This is a genomic window from Ferrovibrio sp., from assembly GCF_017994015.1.
Taxonomy (GTDB): Bacteria; Pseudomonadota; Alphaproteobacteria; order Ferrovibrionales; family Ferrovibrionaceae; genus Ferrovibrio.
In genome coordinates, this window is sequence record NZ_JAGOLP010000035.1 from 1 (window position 1) to 17227 (window position 17227).

16 protein-coding genes and 2 tRNA genes are annotated in these 17227 nt (G+C 62.4%); 7 read left to right on the top strand and 11 right to left on the bottom strand.

What is annotated here, in order from left to right:
- Together KBB36_RS14880 and moaA are read left to right on the top strand one after the other, a co-directional pair.
- Positions 1-806 (top strand): GNAT family N-acetyltransferase (locus tag KBB36_RS14880; protein ID WP_290982447.1); only part of this gene is annotated, 806 nt, incomplete at its 5' end.
- A gap of 83 nt (positions 807-889) precedes the next feature.
- A complete protein-coding gene (moaA, locus tag KBB36_RS14885; RefSeq protein ID WP_290982450.1) occupies positions 890-1900 on the top strand; it encodes a GTP 3',8-cyclase MoaA in 1011 nt (336 codons plus the stop codon).
- A 3-nt stretch (positions 1901-1903) separates the two neighbouring features.
- Here moaA and KBB36_RS14890 read toward each other — a convergent pair whose 3' ends face one another.
- A complete protein-coding gene (locus tag KBB36_RS14890; protein ID WP_290982453.1) occupies positions 1904-2398 on the bottom strand; it encodes a molybdopterin-guanine dinucleotide biosynthesis protein A in 495 nt (164 codons plus the stop codon).
- A gap of 119 nt (positions 2399-2517) precedes the next feature.
- Between KBB36_RS14890 and KBB36_RS14895 the strand changes: the two genes are divergently transcribed.
- Positions 2518-3288: an NAD kinase gene (locus KBB36_RS14895; RefSeq protein WP_290982456.1), complete on the top strand. Its 771-nt coding sequence runs from the start codon at positions 2518-2520 to the stop codon at positions 3286-3288.
- A 66-nt stretch (positions 3289-3354) separates the two neighbouring features.
- On the opposite strand, the gene KBB36_RS14900 is transcribed toward KBB36_RS14895, so the two are convergent.
- Both KBB36_RS14900 and msrA read right to left on the bottom strand, forming a co-directional pair.
- Positions 3355-4971, bottom strand: coding sequence for an ABC transporter substrate-binding protein (locus KBB36_RS14900; RefSeq protein WP_290982459.1), 1617 nt, complete (start codon positions 4969-4971; stop codon positions 3355-3357).
- A 120-nt stretch (positions 4972-5091) separates the two neighbouring features.
- Positions 5092-5745, bottom strand: coding sequence for a peptide-methionine (S)-S-oxide reductase MsrA (gene msrA / locus KBB36_RS14905; RefSeq protein ID WP_290982462.1), 654 nt, complete (start codon positions 5743-5745; stop codon positions 5092-5094).
- A 184-nt stretch (positions 5746-5929) separates the two neighbouring features.
- Between msrA and KBB36_RS14910 the strand changes: the two genes are divergently transcribed.
- Positions 5930-6847 carry a DMT family transporter gene (locus KBB36_RS14910; RefSeq protein ID WP_290982465.1) on the top strand — a complete coding sequence of 306 codons (918 nt, stop codon included), beginning with the start codon at positions 5930-5932 and terminating at the stop codon, positions 6845-6847.
- Positions 6848-6855: 8 nt separating this feature from the next.
- Here the strand turns inward: KBB36_RS14910 and KBB36_RS14915 are convergent, their stop codons facing one another.
- Entirely contained in the window at positions 6856-7347 is a 492-nt protein-coding gene (locus KBB36_RS14915) for a PAS domain-containing protein (RefSeq protein WP_290982468.1), read from the bottom strand.
- A 150-nt stretch (positions 7348-7497) separates the two neighbouring features.
- Between KBB36_RS14915 and fba the strand changes: the two genes are divergently transcribed.
- On the top strand, positions 7498-8562 hold the full coding sequence (gene fba / locus KBB36_RS14920) for a class II fructose-bisphosphate aldolase (RefSeq protein ID WP_290982471.1): 1065 nt from the start codon (positions 7498-7500) through the stop codon (positions 8560-8562).
- Positions 8563-8705: 143 nt separating this feature from the next.
- Positions 8706-8780, top strand: a tRNA-Met gene (locus tag KBB36_RS14925).
- Between the two features lie 30 nt (positions 8781-8810).
- Here the strand turns inward: KBB36_RS14925 and KBB36_RS14930 are convergent.
- From KBB36_RS14930 to KBB36_RS14960, 7 genes are all read right to left on the bottom strand, one after another.
- Positions 8811-9701 carry a class I SAM-dependent methyltransferase gene (locus KBB36_RS14930; RefSeq protein ID WP_290982475.1) on the bottom strand — a complete coding sequence of 297 codons (891 nt, stop codon included), beginning with the start codon at positions 9699-9701 and terminating at the stop codon, positions 8811-8813.
- The gene (locus tag KBB36_RS14935; RefSeq protein ID WP_290982478.1) at positions 9698-10417 is read right to left on the bottom strand and encodes a polysaccharide deacetylase family protein; all 720 of its coding nucleotides are present in this window, start codon (positions 10415-10417) and stop codon (positions 9698-9700) included. The genes KBB36_RS14930 and KBB36_RS14935 overlap by 4 nt, the downstream gene beginning before the upstream one ends.
- A 1-nt stretch (position 10418) precedes the next feature.
- Complete coding sequence (locus tag KBB36_RS14940; RefSeq protein WP_290982481.1) at positions 10419-11144, bottom strand: methyltransferase domain-containing protein; 726 nt, start codon at positions 11142-11144, stop codon at positions 10419-10421.
- A complete protein-coding gene (locus KBB36_RS14945) occupies positions 11141-11845 on the bottom strand; it encodes a hypothetical protein (RefSeq protein ID WP_290982484.1) in 705 nt (234 codons plus the stop codon). The genes KBB36_RS14940 and KBB36_RS14945 overlap by 4 nt, the downstream gene beginning before the upstream one ends.
- Before the next feature lie 128 nt (positions 11846-11973).
- Complete coding sequence (locus KBB36_RS14950; protein ID WP_290982538.1) at positions 11974-13977, bottom strand: glycosyltransferase; 2004 nt, start codon at positions 13975-13977, stop codon at positions 11974-11976.
- 5 nt (positions 13978-13982) lie between these two features.
- Positions 13983-15275: an O-antigen ligase gene (locus tag KBB36_RS14955; RefSeq protein WP_290982487.1), complete on the bottom strand. Its 1293-nt coding sequence runs from the start codon at positions 15273-15275 to the stop codon at positions 13983-13985.
- Positions 15276-15471: 196 nt separating this feature from the next.
- Positions 15472-15548: transfer RNA gene (locus KBB36_RS14960), tRNA-Arg, on the bottom strand.
- A gap of 317 nt (positions 15549-15865) precedes the next feature.
- On the opposite strand from KBB36_RS14960, the gene KBB36_RS14965 reads away from it, so the two are divergent.
- On the top strand, positions 15866-17194 hold the full coding sequence (locus tag KBB36_RS14965) for a hypothetical protein (RefSeq protein WP_290982490.1): 1329 nt from the start codon (positions 15866-15868) through the stop codon (positions 17192-17194).
- Positions 17195-17227: the final 33 nt, after the last annotated feature.

Here is a 17227-nt window from a genome sequence, read left to right on the forward strand (position 1 = left end):
ACATGCACCTGGCCAATGACCTGATAGAGCGCACCAAGGTAAGCCGCCTGCTTTCCGGCTACCGCGATTTCCCGGTGGTGGACCGCGCCAAACTGGCCGCCCTGCTGGTGCGGGTGGCGCAGCTAGTGTCTGATCTGGCGGAAGTGCGGGAACTGGATATCAACCCGCTTTTCGCCGATGCCCAGGGCCTGATCGCGCTGGATGCCCGCATGGTGGTGGCGCCAAGCGTGGTGCAGGGCCATGACCGGCTGGCGATCCGGCCCTATCCGCAGGCGCTTGAGGAAACCGTGCAATTGCGCGATGGCAGCAGTGTGCGGCTGCGCCCGATCCGGCCCGAGGATGAGCCGGCGCATCAACAATTTGTCGCCCGCGTCTCGCCCGAGGATTTCCGCCTGCGCTTCTTCTCGCCGATGCGCTCGCTGCCGCATGGCGAAATGGCGCGTTTCACCCAGATCGACTATGAGCGCGAGATGGCCTTTATTGCCACGCGGCCCTTGCCTGCCAATACATCTTCAGCTGGCGGCAGTGAAACCCTGGGCGTGGTGCGCGCCATCACCGACCCCGACAACCAGCGCGCCGAATTTGCCGTGCTGGTGCGCAGCGACCTCAAGGGCCTGGGCCTGGGCGACTTGCTGATGCGCAAGATCATCGCCTATTGCCGCCAGCGCGGCACCGGCGAGATCATTGGCGATATCCTGCGCGAGAATCACGCCATGCGCAGCCTGGCCGCCGAATTGGGCTTTGAGACGGTGAGCTCGCTGGGGCCGGATGCGGTGGAAGTGCGGTTGCCACTGCAACGCGGCTGACACCCGGTTGCCCGGAACCGGCAGGAGCACTATGTTGCAGGCATGAGGATGCCCCGCCCCACCACCCGCAAGGCCCCGCCAGCATGTCTGCCGCTCTGACCCGGGATTTGATCGATCCGTTCGGCCGCCATGTCAGCTATCTGCGCGTGTCGGTCACGGATCGCTGCGATTTCCGCTGCGTCTACTGCATGGCCGAGGACATGACCTTTCTGCCCAAGGCGGAAGTCCTCAGCCTGGAGGAACTGGACCGGCTATGTGCCGCCTTCATCCGGCAAGGTGTGCGCAAGCTGCGCCTGACCGGCGGCGAACCGCTGGTGCGACGCGGCATCATGAACCTGATTGACAGTCTGGGGCAGAAACTCGGCCAGGGCCTGGATGAACTGACCCTGACCACCAATGGCAGCCAGCTTGAGAAATATGCCGAGGGGCTTTATCGCGCCGGCATGCGGCGCATCAATGTGTCGCTCGACAGCCTGGAGCCGGCGAAATTCACCGAACTGACGCGCTGGGGCAAACTCGACAAGGTGCTGGCCGGCCTGGCCGCCGCCAAAGCCGCCGGGCTGGCGATCAAGATCAATGCCGTGGCCCTGCGTGGTGTCAACGACATGGAATTCGACCGCCTGATTGCCTGGTGCGGCGAACAAGGCTTTGATCTGGTGCTGATCGAAGTGATGCCGATGGGCGATATCGGCGAACAGCGCGTGGACCAGTATCTGCCGCTTTCGATGGCGCGCAGCCAGATTCAACGCAAGTGGACGCTCGACGAAACCGATTACCGCACCGGCGGCCCGGCGCGCTATTACACCGTGCGCGAAACCGGGCGCCGGCTCGGCTTCATCACGCCAATGACGCATAATTTCTGCGAAAGCTGCAACCGCGTGCGGCTGACCTGCACCGGGCAGCTTTATATGTGCCTGGGCCAGGATGACAGTGCCGATCTGCGTGCACCCTTGCGCGCCTCGGAAAGCGACGAGCGGCTGGATCAGGCCATTCTGGAAGCCATCGCGCGCAAGCCCAAGGGGCATGATTTTGTCATCGACCGGCGCCGTCCGGCGGTAGCCGTGCCACGCCATATGAGTGTGACCGGCGGCTGAGCCTTATTTCAGTTCGATCTGATGCGCGAAAGTTTCGCCATCCGAGATGGTGAGCTGGCTGTAGCCGAGCAGCCGGATCAGGTCGAGGAAGGTGAACAGGTCTTCCACCGCAAAATCGCGCAGAAGCTGGCTGGTGCGGGCCACGGCGGTAAGCTGCGCCAGCAGCGCGCGGCCCTGAAACAAACCCCGGAAACCCTGATCACCCATCGCCACGATAATCATCTTCTCGGCATCTTCACCCTTGGCGAAAATGGCGAAATTGGGCGGATAGGGCCGCGTCATCTGCTGCTGGGTCAGGCCGGTGACAAAGGCCAGGCGGGTTTCGCGTGTCGCCTGCGGCAGGACAGTGCCGCGCGCCGTGTAGGCTTCGGTCGAACTGAGCGGCGGGTAGTAATAGCCGGCATGGCGGCTATCATCGCCGGCCTGCGCCCAGACCGGCAGGGCAGCGAGGCATAACAGTAAAGCCGCCAGCGGCCCGAACAATCCTCCAACACGCATCCTGCAATCCCCCGCGCCATGATTCGCCGCCCAGCCAAGGCTGGTCTGCCCCTTGGCTCAGGTTATACTGCCTTTGCCGGTGCTTGCGAGCCGGTGTTTTACACCGGAGCACCGATTCCATGAGCCAAGCTGCACGTATCGCCCTGGTAGCTGCCAAGGGTGGACCGGCCGAGGCGGCGCGCGACCGGCTGGCGACACGCTATGAAACTGTAAAACCCGAGGAAGCCGATGTGATCGTGGCCCTGGGCGGCGACGGCTTCATGCTGCAAACCCTGCATCGCCATATGCACCGCAATGTGCCGATCTATGGCATGAACCAGGGTACGGTAGGTTTCCTGATGAATGAGTATAGCGAGGAAGACCTGCCGGCCCGGGTCGGCCAGGCCGTGGCCACCACGCTGCACCCGCTGCGCATGAAGGTGCAATCCGAATCAGGCGGCGAGCGCGAGGCGCTGGCGATCAACGAAGTGTCGCTGCTGCGCCAGACCCGCCAAGCCGCCAAGCTGCGCATTTCTGTGGATGGCCGCGTGCGTGTGGATGAACTGATCTGCGATGGCGCCCTGCTCTCCACCCCGGCCGGGTCCACCGCCTATAACCTTTCGGCACATGGCCCGATCCTGCCGCTTTCCGCCGGGGCGCTGGCTTTGACCCCGATCAGCGCCTTCCGCCCTCGGCGCTGGCGCGGCGCCCTGCTGTCGCGTGCCGCCCAGGTGAAATTCGAGGTGCTGGATAATTTCAAGCGCCCGGTCAGCGCCACCGCCGACGCCTATGAGGTGCGCGATGTGGTGGAGGTGGAAATCACCGAGGAGCGCGCCATCGCCCTGCGCCTGCTGTTCGATCCCGGCCACGATCTGGAAGAGCGTATCCTGGCCGAACAGTTCATGCCCTGAGAGGGCATAAAAAAACGCCGCAGGTTTTACCCTGCGGCGTTTTTCATTCAGCCGAATAAATCCGGCTTATTCCTTGCTGACACCGTTGGCCAATGTGTACTGGTCGGCGCGTGCCTTGTAGACCAGCCCCTTGCGGGTGGCCCAGGGCGTCACTTCGATATGCAGCGGGATCAGGCCGTAATCGTCCAGCGCGATCTTGCTGGCCTTCTGCAGCAATTCCTCGCGCTTCTTGTCGTCCACGGTCTTGAGCGCCTCCTCCAGCACGGCGTCCATCGCCGGGTTGGAATAGCGGCCCTTATTGGTGGTGCCCATGCCCTTTTCGCGATTCGGCGTAGCCACCAGGGCACGCAGCGGATCAGACATTTCGCCCGTGCCGGCGCCCCAGCCAGCCAGATAGGCGGAATACTTGAACTCGTCGCGGTTCTTGAAGAACACCGTGCGGGTGACGGCATCCACCTTGGCCTTCACGCCGATGCGGTTCCATTGCGAGGCCACCGCCTGCGCCACTTCGGCATCGTTGATGTAGCGATCATTCGGCGTGCCGAGCGTGATGGTGAAGCCGTTCGGATAGCCGGCATCGGCCAGCAGCTTCTTGGCCGCATCGGGGTTGTACGGATCAAGCTTGGCATCCTTGCGGGTGCCAAACATCGGATAGGGCAGGAAATCGGCTGTCGGCTGGCCCAGGCCTTCCATGATGCGGCTGGTAATCGCTTCACGGTTGATCGCCTGCGACAAGGCCTGGCGCACCTTCGGGTCCTTCAGCGGGTTCTTGCCGGCCGGCGCATCCGGGATGCCCACCGGGGCGTCGGTGAAGCTGTCGAGATGGATGTAGATCAGACGGTTGGACACCGCCTGGCTGATCTTCACATTCGGATTCTCGCGCAGCTTCTTCATATCGGCCGGCGGCGGATTCTCGATCATGTCGACATCGCCGGCAAGCAAGGCGGCAACACGGGCAGCGTCATTCGACATCGGGCGGAAGGTGACTTTCTCCCATTTCGGCTTGCCGCCCCAGTAATCATTGTTGGCGGCCAGCACCAGGCGGTTGCCACGCACCCATTCGCTATACTTGTAGGGGCCGGTGCCGATCAGGCCTTCGCCCTTCGACAGGCCTTCCGTGGTCAGACCTTCGGCCACGTCGGCCTTGGCCGCTTTCGACGACATGATGTAGACGCGGCTCATATCGGTCGGCAGCAGCGGATAAGGATTGGCGGTGGTGAGCTGAACGGTGTGATCGTCCACCACCTTGATGTTGGTGATCGGGCGCGTGTAGATCGACAGCGAAGACGGGCTGTTCGGCACCTTCGGCGGGCGGTTCAGCGAGAACACCACATCGGCAGCGGTGAAGGGCGATCCGTCATGGAACTTGACGCCCTTGCGCAGCTTGAATTCCCAGGTGGTTTCGCTGATCGGCTTCCAGCTTTCAGCCAGGCCGGGCGCCAGTTTCTGATTCTCGTCCTGCTGCAACAGGGCATCAAAAAGATGGGCGGCGATCTGATGGTTCGGGCCGAGATTATGGTAATGCGGGTCAAGCGCGCTGGGTTCGGCCGACAGGCCGATCTTCAGCTCCTGGGCCAGCGCCTGGCCGATGCCCGGGGCAATGCCGGCCACAGCCAGGCCAAGACCGAACAGGGCCGTGGAGGCCAGATAATTGAAGGACCGGCGGGTCGGGTGACGTTGCATCGTTGTGAACCTCTCCTGTCTATGGCGCGTTTATGCGCCGGTTAACCAGAGATTGCCTGACTCATACGCGCACTGACAAGAGGCGCGTGCCGCCCGGGCGTCGATTCCGCCGGCTATTCCCTATACGGCCAGTCCAACCGGGCAGGCCACGCCGGTGCCGCCCAGGCCACAATAACCCCCCGGATTCTTCGCCAGATATTGCTGATGATATTCCTCGGCATAGTAGAAATCCGGCGCATCAAGAATTTCGGTGCTGATCTTGCCCCGGCCGGCTGCCTTCAGCGCTGCCTGATAGCTGGCCAGCGACGCCTCTGCCGCCGCCCGCTGCGCAGCCGAAAACACATAGATGCCGGAGCGATATTGTGTGCCCACATCATTGCCCTGGCGCATGCCCTGGGTCGGATCATGGTTTTCCCAGAAAGTCTTGAGCAGCGCGCCGTAGCTGACCTTTACCGGATCGAACACCGCCAGCACCACTTCGTTATGCCCGGTCTGGCCGCTGCACACTTCCTCATAGGTCGGATTTGGTGTGAAACCGGCGGCATAGCCCACCGCGGTGCTGAACACACCCGGCAATTGCCAGAATTTGCGCTCGGCACCCCAGAAACAACCCAGGCCGAACATCGCCTGCTCCAGCCCCTCGGGAAACGGCGCCTTGATCGGGTTGCCGTTGACAAAATGCCGGGCCGGCACGCGCATCGCCTCGGCCCTGCCTTTCAGGGCGCGGCTCGGCTCGGGCAGGGTCACCTTGTGGCGCGACGTCATGAAAAACATCGGGTTTCTCCCTTGAAATGGTGGTCATAGCTTGGCGCGGCCAGCCCTGAGGTCAAGCACCTATTCCGTTGACAAGCGCGTTACAACCTCTGGCGAGCCGGCCGCGAAGGGAGTAGATTGCATACAAACAATCATCCTGTCTCGCTCGCGCCTGCGCGTCGGTTCCTCTCACTCTGCTGAAATCATGATTTCCCCTGCCCTGCTGTTTGGCCATGGCAATCGTCGCGGCATCACCTCGATGGTTATCGGCATGGTGCTGTTTGTTGGCAATGACGTGTTGATCAAGCTGGCCAGCGAAACCGCCTCGCTGGGCCAGATCATGCTGGTGCGCGGCGCCTTCGCCAATGCCGCCATCCTGCTGCTGCTGTGGGGCAACGGCCTGTTGCCGCAATTGCCGCTGCTGTTCAACCGCGTGGTGCTGGCACGCGGCATCCTCGACCTGCTCGCCTCGGGCTTCTACCTGCTGGCCTTGTTCAACATGCCGATTGCCAATAGCAGCGCCATCGGCATGACCTCGCCCTTGCTGATGACCGCGGTGGCCGCGCTGTTCCTCAAGGAAACCGTGGGCTGGCGGCGCTGGACTGCCATCGTCTGCGGCTTTGGCGGTGTGCTGCTGATCGTGCAGCCGCGCGCCGAGGGCTTCAATTCCTGGTCGCTGCTGGCGGTGATTTCGGTGGTGTTCATTGTTGCCCGCGACCTAACCACCCGCCGCGTCGGCATCGGCATCCCGTCACTGATCGTTACCGCCGGCACCTCAATTCTGGTGATGCTGGGCGGCGGCGCGCTCACGCTCAGTCAGGGCTGGCAGCCGATGTCGCTACACGCCACTTTGCTGCTCGCCGTGGCCGCGTTTTTCCTGATCGGCGGCTACCAGTTGATCATCGACGCCATGCGGCATGGCGAATTGTCGCTGGTCGGGCCGTTCCGCTATACCGCGCTGGTTTTCTCGCTGCTGGGCGGCTACCTGGTCTGGGGCGATATACCAAACCTGCTGGCCTGGGCCGGCATCGCCACCGTGGTCGGCTCCGGCCTCTATGTGCTGCACCGCGAGCGTTTGCGCCAGCGCAACCTGCTGGCGCTATCCACCAAAACAGCGATCTGACGCGGCCGCTAAACCAGAAAATACTGCCCGGCCATCACCTGTTCGATGGCATCACCACGCCCCAGCGGCAGCATAACCCCCTCATAATTAAGCTGCCGGCCATCCTGGATCAGCCGGCGATAGCGCCGGAATGGCCGCCGCGCCAGCACCACCTCGTTATACGAACGGTTGAGATAATCGCGGTATTCCGGCACGGGCCAATCGTCCAGCGTCTTGCCGGTCATATCAAAACCGAACCAGTGTACAAAGCTGGTGCCGAACATGCGGTATTTGAATACCGGCATCCCGCCGCCCGGCCTGGGATGCAGTTCCAGGATGGCGATATGGCCCAGCACCGGACGCATTTCCAGCACATCCAGCTCGGCGCGCGCCGGCCAGAGCCGATTGCCACGCTTTTCCAGCCAGTAATCCGCCAGCCAGCGCAAGGCCGGCAATTGCACATCCGCCAGGGTGTTGCGCAACTGCTCCGAAATTGCGTCGCCGGCATATTCCATTTCCATGGTTCCGGTTTACCCCAGGCCCCGGCATAAGCCAAGGGCAAGGCCGCCGGTCAACCGGCCGGTGCAAGGGACTGGATATGGCAGCGGTTTTGCAATAAGTTCCGCCCGCCCGGAGGGACCCGGGTTAAATCATTTCTTCGGAGGATAATCATGGCGTTGGTGTCGATGCGGCAGCTTCTGGATCATGCAGCCGAGCATGGCTACGGTTTGCCGGCTTTCAACGTCAACAACATGGAGCAGGTGCGCGCCATCATGGAGGCGGCCAACGCCACCAACAGCCCGGTGATCCTGCAAGGTTCGGCTGGCGCGCGCAAATATGCCGGCGAGCATTTCCTGCGCCATCTGGTGGTGGCGGCGGTGGAAGCTTTTCCGCATATCCCGGTGGTGATGCATCAGGACCATGGCGCCTCGCCGGCAATCTGCATCGCGGCGATCCGCTCGGGCTTTTCCAGCGTGATGATGGATGGTTCGCTGGAGGAAGACGCCAAGACCCCGTCCGACTATGCCTACAATGTCGCTGTCACCCGCAAGGTGACCGAACTGGCGCATAGCATCGGCGTCACCGTTGAAGGCGAACTGGGCTGCCTCGGCTCGCTCGAAACCATGCGCGGCGACAAGGAAGACGGCCATGGCGCCGAGGGCACCATGACCCGCGAAATGCTGCTCACCGATCCGGATGAAGCGGCCAATTTTGTCGCCGAAACCCAGTGTGACGCGCTCGCCATCGCCATCGGCACCTCGCATGGCGCCTATAAATTCTCGCGTCAGCCGACCGGCGACATCCTGGCGATTGACCGCATCAAGGAAATCAACAAGCGCATCCCCAACACCCATCTGGTGATGCACGGCTCCTCCTCGGTGCCGCAGGAATTGCTCGCCGAGATTCGCCAATATGGCGGCGACCTGAAGGAAACCTACGGCGTGCCGGTGAAGGAGATCCAGGAGGCCATCAAGTATGGCGTGCGCAAGGTGAATATCGACACCGATATCCGCCTCGCCATGACCGCCGCGATCCGCAAGCATCTGGCAACCAAGCCGAGCGAATTTGATCCGCGCAAGTACCTCGCCGATGCCCAGAAGGCCGCCACCGAAGTGTGCAAGGCGCGCTACATCTCGTTTGGCTGCGAAGGCATGGCCAGCAAGATAAAGCCGCTCGACCTGGAAGAAATGGCCAAGCGCTATGCCAGCGGCGCGCTGAAGCAGACAGTGAACTGATCCAGCCTCACCAGCGGGCGACAATCAGGCCGGGGGCAACACCCCCGGCTTTTTTGTGCCGCTTTTTCTGCCCAGGGGTGGCGGGAAAACTTGACAGGGCGGCCCCATCCCCCTATGTCTGCCGCCGCGCCTGAGGCTGCCGTGGCGGGGTAGCTCAGTGGTAGAGCAAAGGACTCATAAGCCTTGGGTCGGCGGTTCAATCCCGCCCCCCGCTACCAGCCTCGGCGCTGATTTCCCCCAAATTCCGATCAACGCCGGCGCAGCACCACTTTCAGCCCGGTGGCGGCCAGTTCTTCCGGCGGATAGCTGGCGAATTCGGCATGCGGCTTGATCCGCGCCAGTTCGGCCAGTTCGGCCGGGCCGCCGCCCTGCACTTCCCAGAGCAGGATTTCGAACGGCAACGCCTCGATCAAGCGGCGATGATCACTGGGCCGCATCCGGTTGTAGGGCGTGAAGCGATTCTGGAACCAGCGCTCCCAGGTGGCATGGCTGAAACGCAGGAAATTGAAGCGGGTCAGCGAAGGATCGGCATAACGATAGACATCGTAGAGTTTGGTGGTGGCGATGAACAGGCCACCGGGCCGCAGCAGCCGCGCCGCTTCGGCATAGATCAACTGCACCACATCCTGCGCCGGATGCATCAGCACCTGGGTGGACGTGACCATGCCGAAGCTGGCCGCCGGCAGATCAAATGGCGCATAGGCCGGGGCCATGTAGCGGATGCCGAGATCGCTAAGCCAGGCGGTCAAATCCTGCCCCGGCTTAGGCTGGCCCAGGCAGGCCGGCCCAACCTTGTCAAAAATCGCAGCGGAAGCGGCAACATCCTGCAATTGGGCGCCGGCATGGATATCAGTGGCAACCTGCTGCTTTATGCCGGCCTGACGGAAGGCCAGGGGCAGGCTCAGCAGCCAGCCGCTGCCGATATCCAGATGCGGCTCCAGATCAGCCACTGACTTGCCGGCCAGACGCGCAGCCATATCGAGGTAATCACGCACAATGGCGCGCTTGCCCATGACATCCGATGCGCGCGGCGATACGGATCCGGTCAACCGGCGCTGTAGCCAAACATAAATCGCATCGCTGTAGGGCAGCAGGCCGATGAAGCGCTGGGCCTGCACCTTGAGAAAAAATCGCATCATTTGAGTAGTTCCCGACAGGTTTTGCGTGCCTCTGGCGGCACCAGTGCGGCCAAAGAAGCAAAGATTTCTTCCAGTTGCGGCCAGCCGCCAGCCAGTTCGCCGATTTCCCAGCTATGGCCCCAAAGATGCAGCACACCATCCTGCCGCTCAGCCTCGGCGGCCAGGCTGTTTACCGCAAGCGGCAGGCTGCCGGCGCGCCAGACCCGTGCCAGCCGCAGCAGACGCGCGAGACCGCCGCCCTGACGCAACCAATTGCGCAGCAGCGGCAGCAGGCGATGCGGGTGCAATTGCAGGCTGGTGGGCATCCGGTAAGGATCGCGGCCACAATCCAGCCGCAGCATTTCCGTGGTGCGGCCATAGCCGTAGCCTGTGGCGGCAGCAGCGGCGCGGATTGCGGCATTATGCCGGCCGCCGGGATAGCACAGGCCCCGCACCGGTTGGCCCAGCATATCCTCCAGCCGCGCCCGGCCCTCGGTTAGCTGGCGCTGCATCTCGGCAGCCGGCAGCATGTGCAGCCGGCGATGATCCACACCATGCGCGCCGATCTCAAATCCGGCCGCATTCAAGGCGCGCAGGTCGCCCATGGCCATCACCGGCCGGCCCTCAACATTGCTCAACGGCACAAAAAATGTGCCGCGCAGGCCATGCACCGCCATACGCTCGGCAATCCGGCGATCATCCGGATGGCCATCATCCCAGGACAGGCAGAGCCGCATGTCAGGCTTTCTCCTGCCGCTGAGCCAGCATCACCATGGCGACATACATGCCGCTCGGCCCCAGCCAGCGATCCAGCAGCAAGCCAACCAGGCCCAACAGGTGGAATGGCAATCCCAGCAGTGTGGCCAGTCCCAGACGCAACAGGCTGCGCAGGTCGCCGCTGCTGCGCCAGATATCCGGCCTGGTGCCAATAGCCCCAAGTATTTGTGCGGCCAACTCGGCCAGACCGGTGAACACGCCCCCCACCGGCTGGACAGCAAGCGGGGTGAAACCGGCCGCTTCAAAGCTTTCCGCCAAGCCCTTCATGGTCCAGCGCCGGCGATCACTGACGCCGGCGGTGATGGTCAGAAACGGACAGATCACCAGCACTTGGCCACCAGGGCGCAGGACACGGTGGATTTCGGCCAGGGCCTGATCCAGATCCAGCGGATATTGCAGCACCTGGCTGGCCAGCAGCAGATCGGCGCAGCCTGTGCGAAACGGCAGGGCCTGCAAATCGGCCACAATAACCGCCTCATTCGGCAACAAATCGCTACGGATATGCCACAGGCCGGGCAGGCATTCAGCTAGCGTACGGGCATAGGGCGAGGATGCCGCCCCCACTTCAATAACCAGCCTGGCCCCGGTAGCCGGCAGATGGCGGCGCATGAAGCGGCGCACAACCCAGCGCTCGGGCAGGATCATATCCAGCCCGCCACGGTAAATCCGGCGCAGCAGCGTTTTCAAGGCAGCAACCTGTGCATTAATTTCTCATAAAACATCAACTGGTTAAAATTCAACTGTTCGATGTGCGGGTCGCCGCTGCCGAGGGATAAATCTGCTGCAATCATTGCAGCATGTTCTGCCAGCATCAGCGCCACGCCGAGCCGGCCATCCGGGGCAAGAATCAACGATAGGTTGGGCGCCGCAGCCAATAAGCCAGCCGCAAATAGCGGCTGCCGGGTGGCTTGGCGGGCCAGCGGCACGATGGTCCAGAAGATGCGGTCGAAATACAGCGAGCGAATAGCGGCGTAACGTTCAAAATCCAGCAAGACACGGCGGCCATCCGGCAGGCTGCCGGTATTCCAATAGACAAAATCGCCATGTGAGGGTGCCGTCGGCACCCGTTCAGCACCGTGGCGCTGGCGCAGGAACTGGCGTAAACCATCGGCAACCCGGTTACCGGTATCACCCGGCAAAAGGTCAGCCAGCGGCATGGTTTTTCCAGCGCGTGCTTCAAATGGCCCGGGCCGGCGGCGCAAAGCCTGCATACGGCTCGCGTTACGCATCGGGAGATACTCCAGCCACAAAGCGGCCCAATCCGCTTCCTGTGCCAAAGCCCGGATATGCGGCCGGCAATAATCCTGCCTGGGCAGCGCCACATCCTGCGTTGCCAGTTCCACGGCCAGACTGGCTGCCGCCTGCGGTGTGGTTGCCAGCTTCACCATGCCGGCTCCATTGCGTAGTTCAACCACCCATTTGCCGAAGCGGCGAGGCTGCGCTCGCAAAGGCGGTGCCGGCAAATCCAACCGCTCCAGCCAGGGTTTTAACGCGGCCGGCAAACCATCCGGATTGGTCATCTTACCGCACCGCGCAGCACGTACCGCAAGCCGGCCACATAGGATGCCACCATGTCATTGGCACCCAGCCGTCCCGCAGTTTGTAACGCGCCGCGCGCCAGCCTGGCCTGCAAGCCGGCATCCCCGGCCAGCCGCTGCATTGCAGCGGCCAGTGTCTCAGCATCACGTTCGGCCACCAGAACAGCATTCTCGTCATCAACCAGATAGCCATGCTCGGGCCCGCTGGCACCCAACTCTACCGCAGCAATCACCGGCACAGCATGCGCCATGGCATGCACCGCCGAGAGACCAACGCCATCGGGCATCACCAGGGCAGTGGCAACGGCAAACCAGTCGGCCAGGATTTCATCATCATACACAGCACCCAGCCAACGAATATCCGGGCGCGCCTGCAACAGATGCCGCTGCGGCCCATCGCCGATCACGGTCAACTCGCAATCCACGCCGCTGGCCCGCAAATGATCGATGGCCGCCAACACCAGATCCAGCCGCTTGGCGGCGTGCAGCCGGGCCACAAAAAGCCATTGCACAGAACCAGGCGACACACCAAGCCGTGCCCGCAGCGCAGCGAGGTCGCCGCGCCGCCCCATGGTCCGCTGCGCCATGGCCTCGGTATCCAGGGTGTTCTCCACCAAAAAAATACGCTCGTCAGCAATGCCGTGGCGACGGCAATTCTCTGCTGCTGCCTGGCTGTAGCAGAACAGGCCATCCAGACCACGCGCCTGCACACGGCGCAGCCAACCAGCCAGACTGGTCTCATCAAGCCGAAAATGGCCATGCGCGATCAGCCTCGGCCTGCCCCAAACCTGGCGCAGCAACCACAAGGCCCATAACCCCAAATCATGCACATGCCCGCCCATCACCACGGCATCTGCCAGCATGGCCAGCCAGACGCCGCTGCCCCAGGCGATGCGGCCCTGCGAGCATGGCCAGTAGAGATTCCAGCCACGACGCGCCGGCAGCGGCAGCGGCAGCGGCGCCGGCTCAGCCGTGGCAAAGCCATGCGGGCGACCTTGGTAAACTCGGAATTGCAGGTCATCAAAGGATGCCAGACCCCGATACAGCGGCAAACGGTAAATTGGCGCCACACCCTCCAGCAGGGCAATAACCGGTTTTTGCGGTGCCTTGTCAGGCTGCGGCAAAGCAGCCAATAGCGCCCGCAAAGGCGCCAGCAACAGCAGCACGGGCAGCAGCCATATCGGCGCATGGCGCCGGATCATGGTGAACCAGGCACGGGGCGGATAGCCCCTTGGGCCAAACACGGCGGCCAGGCGCTGCCAACGGGTCTGCCCGGGCCGGCGCCAGGGCGGCAAAGCCTTGTTGGCCGGGCAGGTGCCAACCGGCCGGCTGGCAACCCGCAAGGCCACACCAGCCTTGCGCGCCCGCAGGCCATAATCGGTATCGGCCATGCCCTGCACACCGATAAAGACCGGGTCAATGCCGCCCAGCCGCAGCCGTGCCGCCAGGGGCACCAGCACACAATTGCCCTGAAAGGTATCCGCCGGCTGCCCCAGCCCGGCCGGGTACAGGCGCAAGGGATGCCAGGGCTTCTCCAGCTTTTGACCACCATAACTCAGATTGCCATCGGATGCTTCGCGGGATGGTTCGCGCACGGCGCCAATAATGATACTGCCGGGTGCCGCATCATGCTCGGCCACCAGACTGGCGATGGCATCCGGCTCAAGCACCACATCGTCATTCAGCCACAGCGCAAATTCCGGCGCCGGCTGGCCGGCGGCGGTGTCAATCGCAGCCAGTGCCAGCGCCATGGCGCCACCCCAGAACAGGCTGCCATCCCCCTGCAACAGACGCAAATCCGGATCTGCGGCCCGCAGCGCAGCAGCTGTGCCGTCGCTGCTGCCATCATCCATCACGGTTATCTCAAGCGCCAATCCTGGCGGCAGAATCTGTTGCTGCAAGCTGGCCAGGCAACACAGCGTGGTGGCCTTGCGGTTATGGCAGGCAATGGCCACAGCAACACGACGTGCCGCGCCGGACATCGTGGTCAAACACCGGCACGATGCAACTGCATCGCTGCTTCCGCCGCATTCTGGCGCTGCCACAAAGCCCCCAGCATGCCGAGCATCAGGCCCTGCTCGAAGTTGAAATTGTAGCTCAGGCCAAAAATCATCAGGCTGCTCAGCAGCACAATACGTGTGGTGCGCAATGTATAGTCCGCGTCAATCAAGGCACGATACAATGAATGGCCAAAAAACCAAATAAACGGCATCAGACCAACCAAACCCGCATTCAGGAATATCTCGACATACAGATTGTGTGGTGAATAGGCCACCGTGCTCCAACCGATGCGGCGCAGATAATCCACGCCAAAACCGGCGCCGAACAGAATACGTAGCGGCCCCTCGCCAATGGCCCGAGACACCAGCACCTGCCAGCCTTCCACACGCCAGCCAATCGAGCTTACTCTGGTATCGAGTGGCTCCAGCACGGCATCACGGAGCGACAAGGCAACCACATCGTGGCCTAAACTCGACAGCAAAAGCAGCGAAAAAATTGAAACAACGCCGATCAGGATCAGCATCGGCATCATGCGCATGCCACGACGCGGGTCGGTTATCAGCAAAACAAAAATCCCGGCCAGCACCGCAACCCAGACCGTGCGGTGATACAACACCACCACCAACGGCAAAAAAGCCACGGCAAGCATACGCCAGGGCAGATGTTGATCGCGGAGCGACAGAGACAGCCCTACCAGGGCCGCCTGAGCGATGAACAATGCACCAGCCGCAGGCAATGCCCGTTCATTAGCGAAGATATAGTTTGAAACGAACTGCTCTTCGATACGCAGCGAGAAACTGCTGTCGATCATCACCAGGACGGCGTATAGCGACAGAAGCCCCGCAGCCACCGCCCAAATGACAAAAAAACGCAGAATATCCCGGCTGCCAATGGAAAATGACAGCACGTAAAGCCCAAGCACCCCAACATAAAGAAACTTGCGAAAACCGATCAGCGCGTCCACCGGGCCAAAAGTCGCCATGCCGCGGGCCAATGCCAGCGCCCAGCAAGCCAGGACAAGCAGCCAGATCAGGCTGGCGATGCCGCGCTCGGCGCCCGTGATCTGCCGAATCGTGGCGGCGAGTGCGGCAGCCAGCACGATCAGGTCGATCGGGTAAATTGAGGTGAAATCAAGTTGCCAGCCTAGGTCGAGGCCAAGATGGACCTCAACCACGGCACTGATCAGGACCGGGATGGCGATGGCTTCCCAGCGCAGGCAAGCGGCTGCACATATCAGGCAGAAGGCCACCACGCCGGCCAGGATCAGGATTTCAGTCATACGATGCCGATCAATTACCAAGCGTATTCAGCGCGCTTACAACGCGCCGCATTATAGATAACGCTGCCATAGAGCCGGAAGTGCTAAATCACAATGATTCTGGCGTCTTGGTACAGATTGCCGAATAGATAAAGTCCGGAAAAGGCCGGAACCGGCCACTTCACCAATTAAATATTCACTAAGTATTTGAAAGAAATGGCGCGCTCGAAGAGATTCGAACTCCTGACCCCCAGATTCGTAGTCTGGTGCTCTATCCAGCTGAGCTACGAGCGCGCTGTGCGGCGAACCGCGACGGGGCCGGAACCTACTCAATAAGCCCCCACTATGCAAGCGTCTCGGCACAAGCTTTCTCGGCAGGTGCAAGTCTCGGATTTTCAAGGAAGAAGGTGCTTGCTTGGGGGCGGCGCGATTAGCTAGTATGCAGATTGTTTCCATCCCTGCGCGAGGCGTTGGGTTGGAGGCGAACGGGGGTTGCCAAGGCAACGGGTTATTTTTTGCGTCGGAACCGGATTGCCGGCCGGCGGAAAAGTTTTATCCCGCACCTGGTAAGCCGCAACAAGAAAACGACTTCAACCATGAGACGGCGCGGCATGTCACATCCTGTTGTCCACCCGGCTGTTATCGATTCGGCTGCGGCCCTCCAAGCCGCCCGCAAGCCGTTACGGCGCGGGCGCAGGCTGTTCAGCGCCGCCTCGGCGCTGGCGCTGGTGTCGCTGCTTTCCGCCTGCTCCTATGTCTCCGATGAATTGTGGCCGTCACTGACCGGCGAAGATCCCTCTGGCAAGCCGATGGTGACGCAGCAGATTGCGCCCTCGCCCGCCGAGGCCAATCCGCAGCCGACGCTCGGCTTCAACCAGCCGCTTTTCAACCAGCCAGTCGCCCAGTCACAGCTTCCCCAGGGCCAGATGGCAGTGCCGCCACAATTGGGCAATGGCGCCTATCAGCCGGTGGGTGTAACCCCGGGCCAGCCGACCGGCACTTTTGTTGGCCAGAAGGTGCAGCAGATGCGCGCCGAGTTGCAGCAATTGCAGCAAGCGGTGGTGCAGCGCAGCGGCCAGGTGCAGGGCATCCGTGCCTCGGCCACGGCGAATTCGCAGCGCTATCACGGCACGGTTGCCGCCATCAACACCCGCTTGCAGATGGGCACTACGCCGGGCAATCCGATCCTGGTGAACCAGTGGAACCAAGCCCAGGCCGATCTCGACCGCATGGCAACCGATGTAGCGGCGATGAATTCGCTGAGCAACGAAGTGGCGGCTGATTCGGCGATGGCCACCTATATGTTGCAGGCGACTAAATCGACCTACTCGATCTCGGGCGCCATCGACGAAGATCATCGCCAGCTCGCCATCCTGGAGGATGAAACCTCCAAAACGGTTGTGCAGATTGATCGCCTGCTTGGCGAATTGTCTGAGGATGTGGCGCGCCAGACCGCCTATGTCGGCGCCGAGCGTGGCAATCTGACCACCGTCTCCACCGCGATCAAGAGTGGCGAGGCGCTTGGCCCGTCGCTCGGCACCCGCGCCTTCGCCGCCGCCACCATGGCCGGCAGCCCGCAGGCTTTTGCCGCGCCATCGGGCGCCGTCACCGGCCCGGTGATTTCCTCTGCCGCCGATGGCCGCACCCCGCTGGTGGTGATTCGCTTTGATCGTGCCGATGTGCCGTATCAGCAGGCCCTGTATAATGCTGTGACCAAGGCGCTGGAACGCCGGCCGCAGGCGCAGTTTGACGTGGTGGCCATCGCTGCCGGCCAGGGCAACGTGGCCCAGGTTGCCAGCAACCAGAATCAGGCGCGGCGCAATGCCGACCGCGTGGTGCGCAGCTTGGCGGAAATGGGCCTGCCGGCCAGCCGGGTTACGGTTTCTGCCGCCGGCAATCCGCAAATTGCCGCCAATGAAGTGCATGTTCTGGTGCGCTAAGTCTCTGCCGCGCTGAAGCGCTGACAATCAAGC

Bases quoted from the DNA above. Each gene is read 5' to 3' on its own strand.
- KBB36_RS14935 (WP_290982478.1), bottom strand. From the start codon at position 10,417: ATGCGGCTCTGCCTGTCCTGGGATGATGGCCATCCGGATGATCGCCGG.
- KBB36_RS14910 (WP_290982465.1), top strand. From the start codon at position 5,930: ATGATTTCCCCTGCCCTGCTGTTTGGCCATGGCAATCGTCGCGGCATC.
- KBB36_RS14930 (WP_290982475.1), bottom strand. From the start codon at position 9,701: ATGATGCGATTTTTTCTCAAGGTGCAGGCCCAGCGCTTCATCGGCCTG.
- moaA (WP_290982450.1), top strand. From the start codon at position 890: ATGTCTGCCGCTCTGACCCGGGATTTGATCGATCCGTTCGGCCGCCAT.
- fba (WP_290982471.1), top strand. From the start codon at position 7,498: ATGGCGTTGGTGTCGATGCGGCAGCTTCTGGATCATGCAGCCGAGCAT.
- KBB36_RS14890 (WP_290982453.1), bottom strand. From the start codon at position 2,398: ATGCGTGTTGGAGGATTGTTCGGGCCGCTGGCGGCTTTACTGTTATGC.
- KBB36_RS14895 (WP_290982456.1), top strand. From the start codon at position 2,518: ATGAGCCAAGCTGCACGTATCGCCCTGGTAGCTGCCAAGGGTGGACCG.
- KBB36_RS14900 (WP_290982459.1), bottom strand. From the start codon at position 4,971: ATGCAACGTCACCCGACCCGCCGGTCCTTCAATTATCTGGCCTCCACG.
- KBB36_RS14915 (WP_290982468.1), bottom strand. From the start codon at position 7,347: ATGGAAATGGAATATGCCGGCGACGCAATTTCGGAGCAGTTGCGCAAC.
- KBB36_RS14955 (WP_290982487.1), bottom strand. From the start codon at position 15,275: ATGACTGAAATCCTGATCCTGGCCGGCGTGGTGGCCTTCTGCCTGATA.
- KBB36_RS14950 (WP_290982538.1), bottom strand. From the start codon at position 13,977: ATGTCCGGCGCGGCACGTCGTGTTGCTGTGGCCATTGCCTGCCATAAC.
- msrA (WP_290982462.1), bottom strand. From the start codon at position 5,745: ATGTTTTTCATGACGTCGCGCCACAAGGTGACCCTGCCCGAGCCGAGC.
- KBB36_RS14945 (WP_290982484.1), bottom strand. From the start codon at position 11,845: ATGGTGAAGCTGGCAACCACACCGCAGGCGGCAGCCAGTCTGGCCGTG.
- KBB36_RS14965 (WP_290982490.1), top strand. From the start codon at position 15,866: ATGTCACATCCTGTTGTCCACCCGGCTGTTATCGATTCGGCTGCGGCC.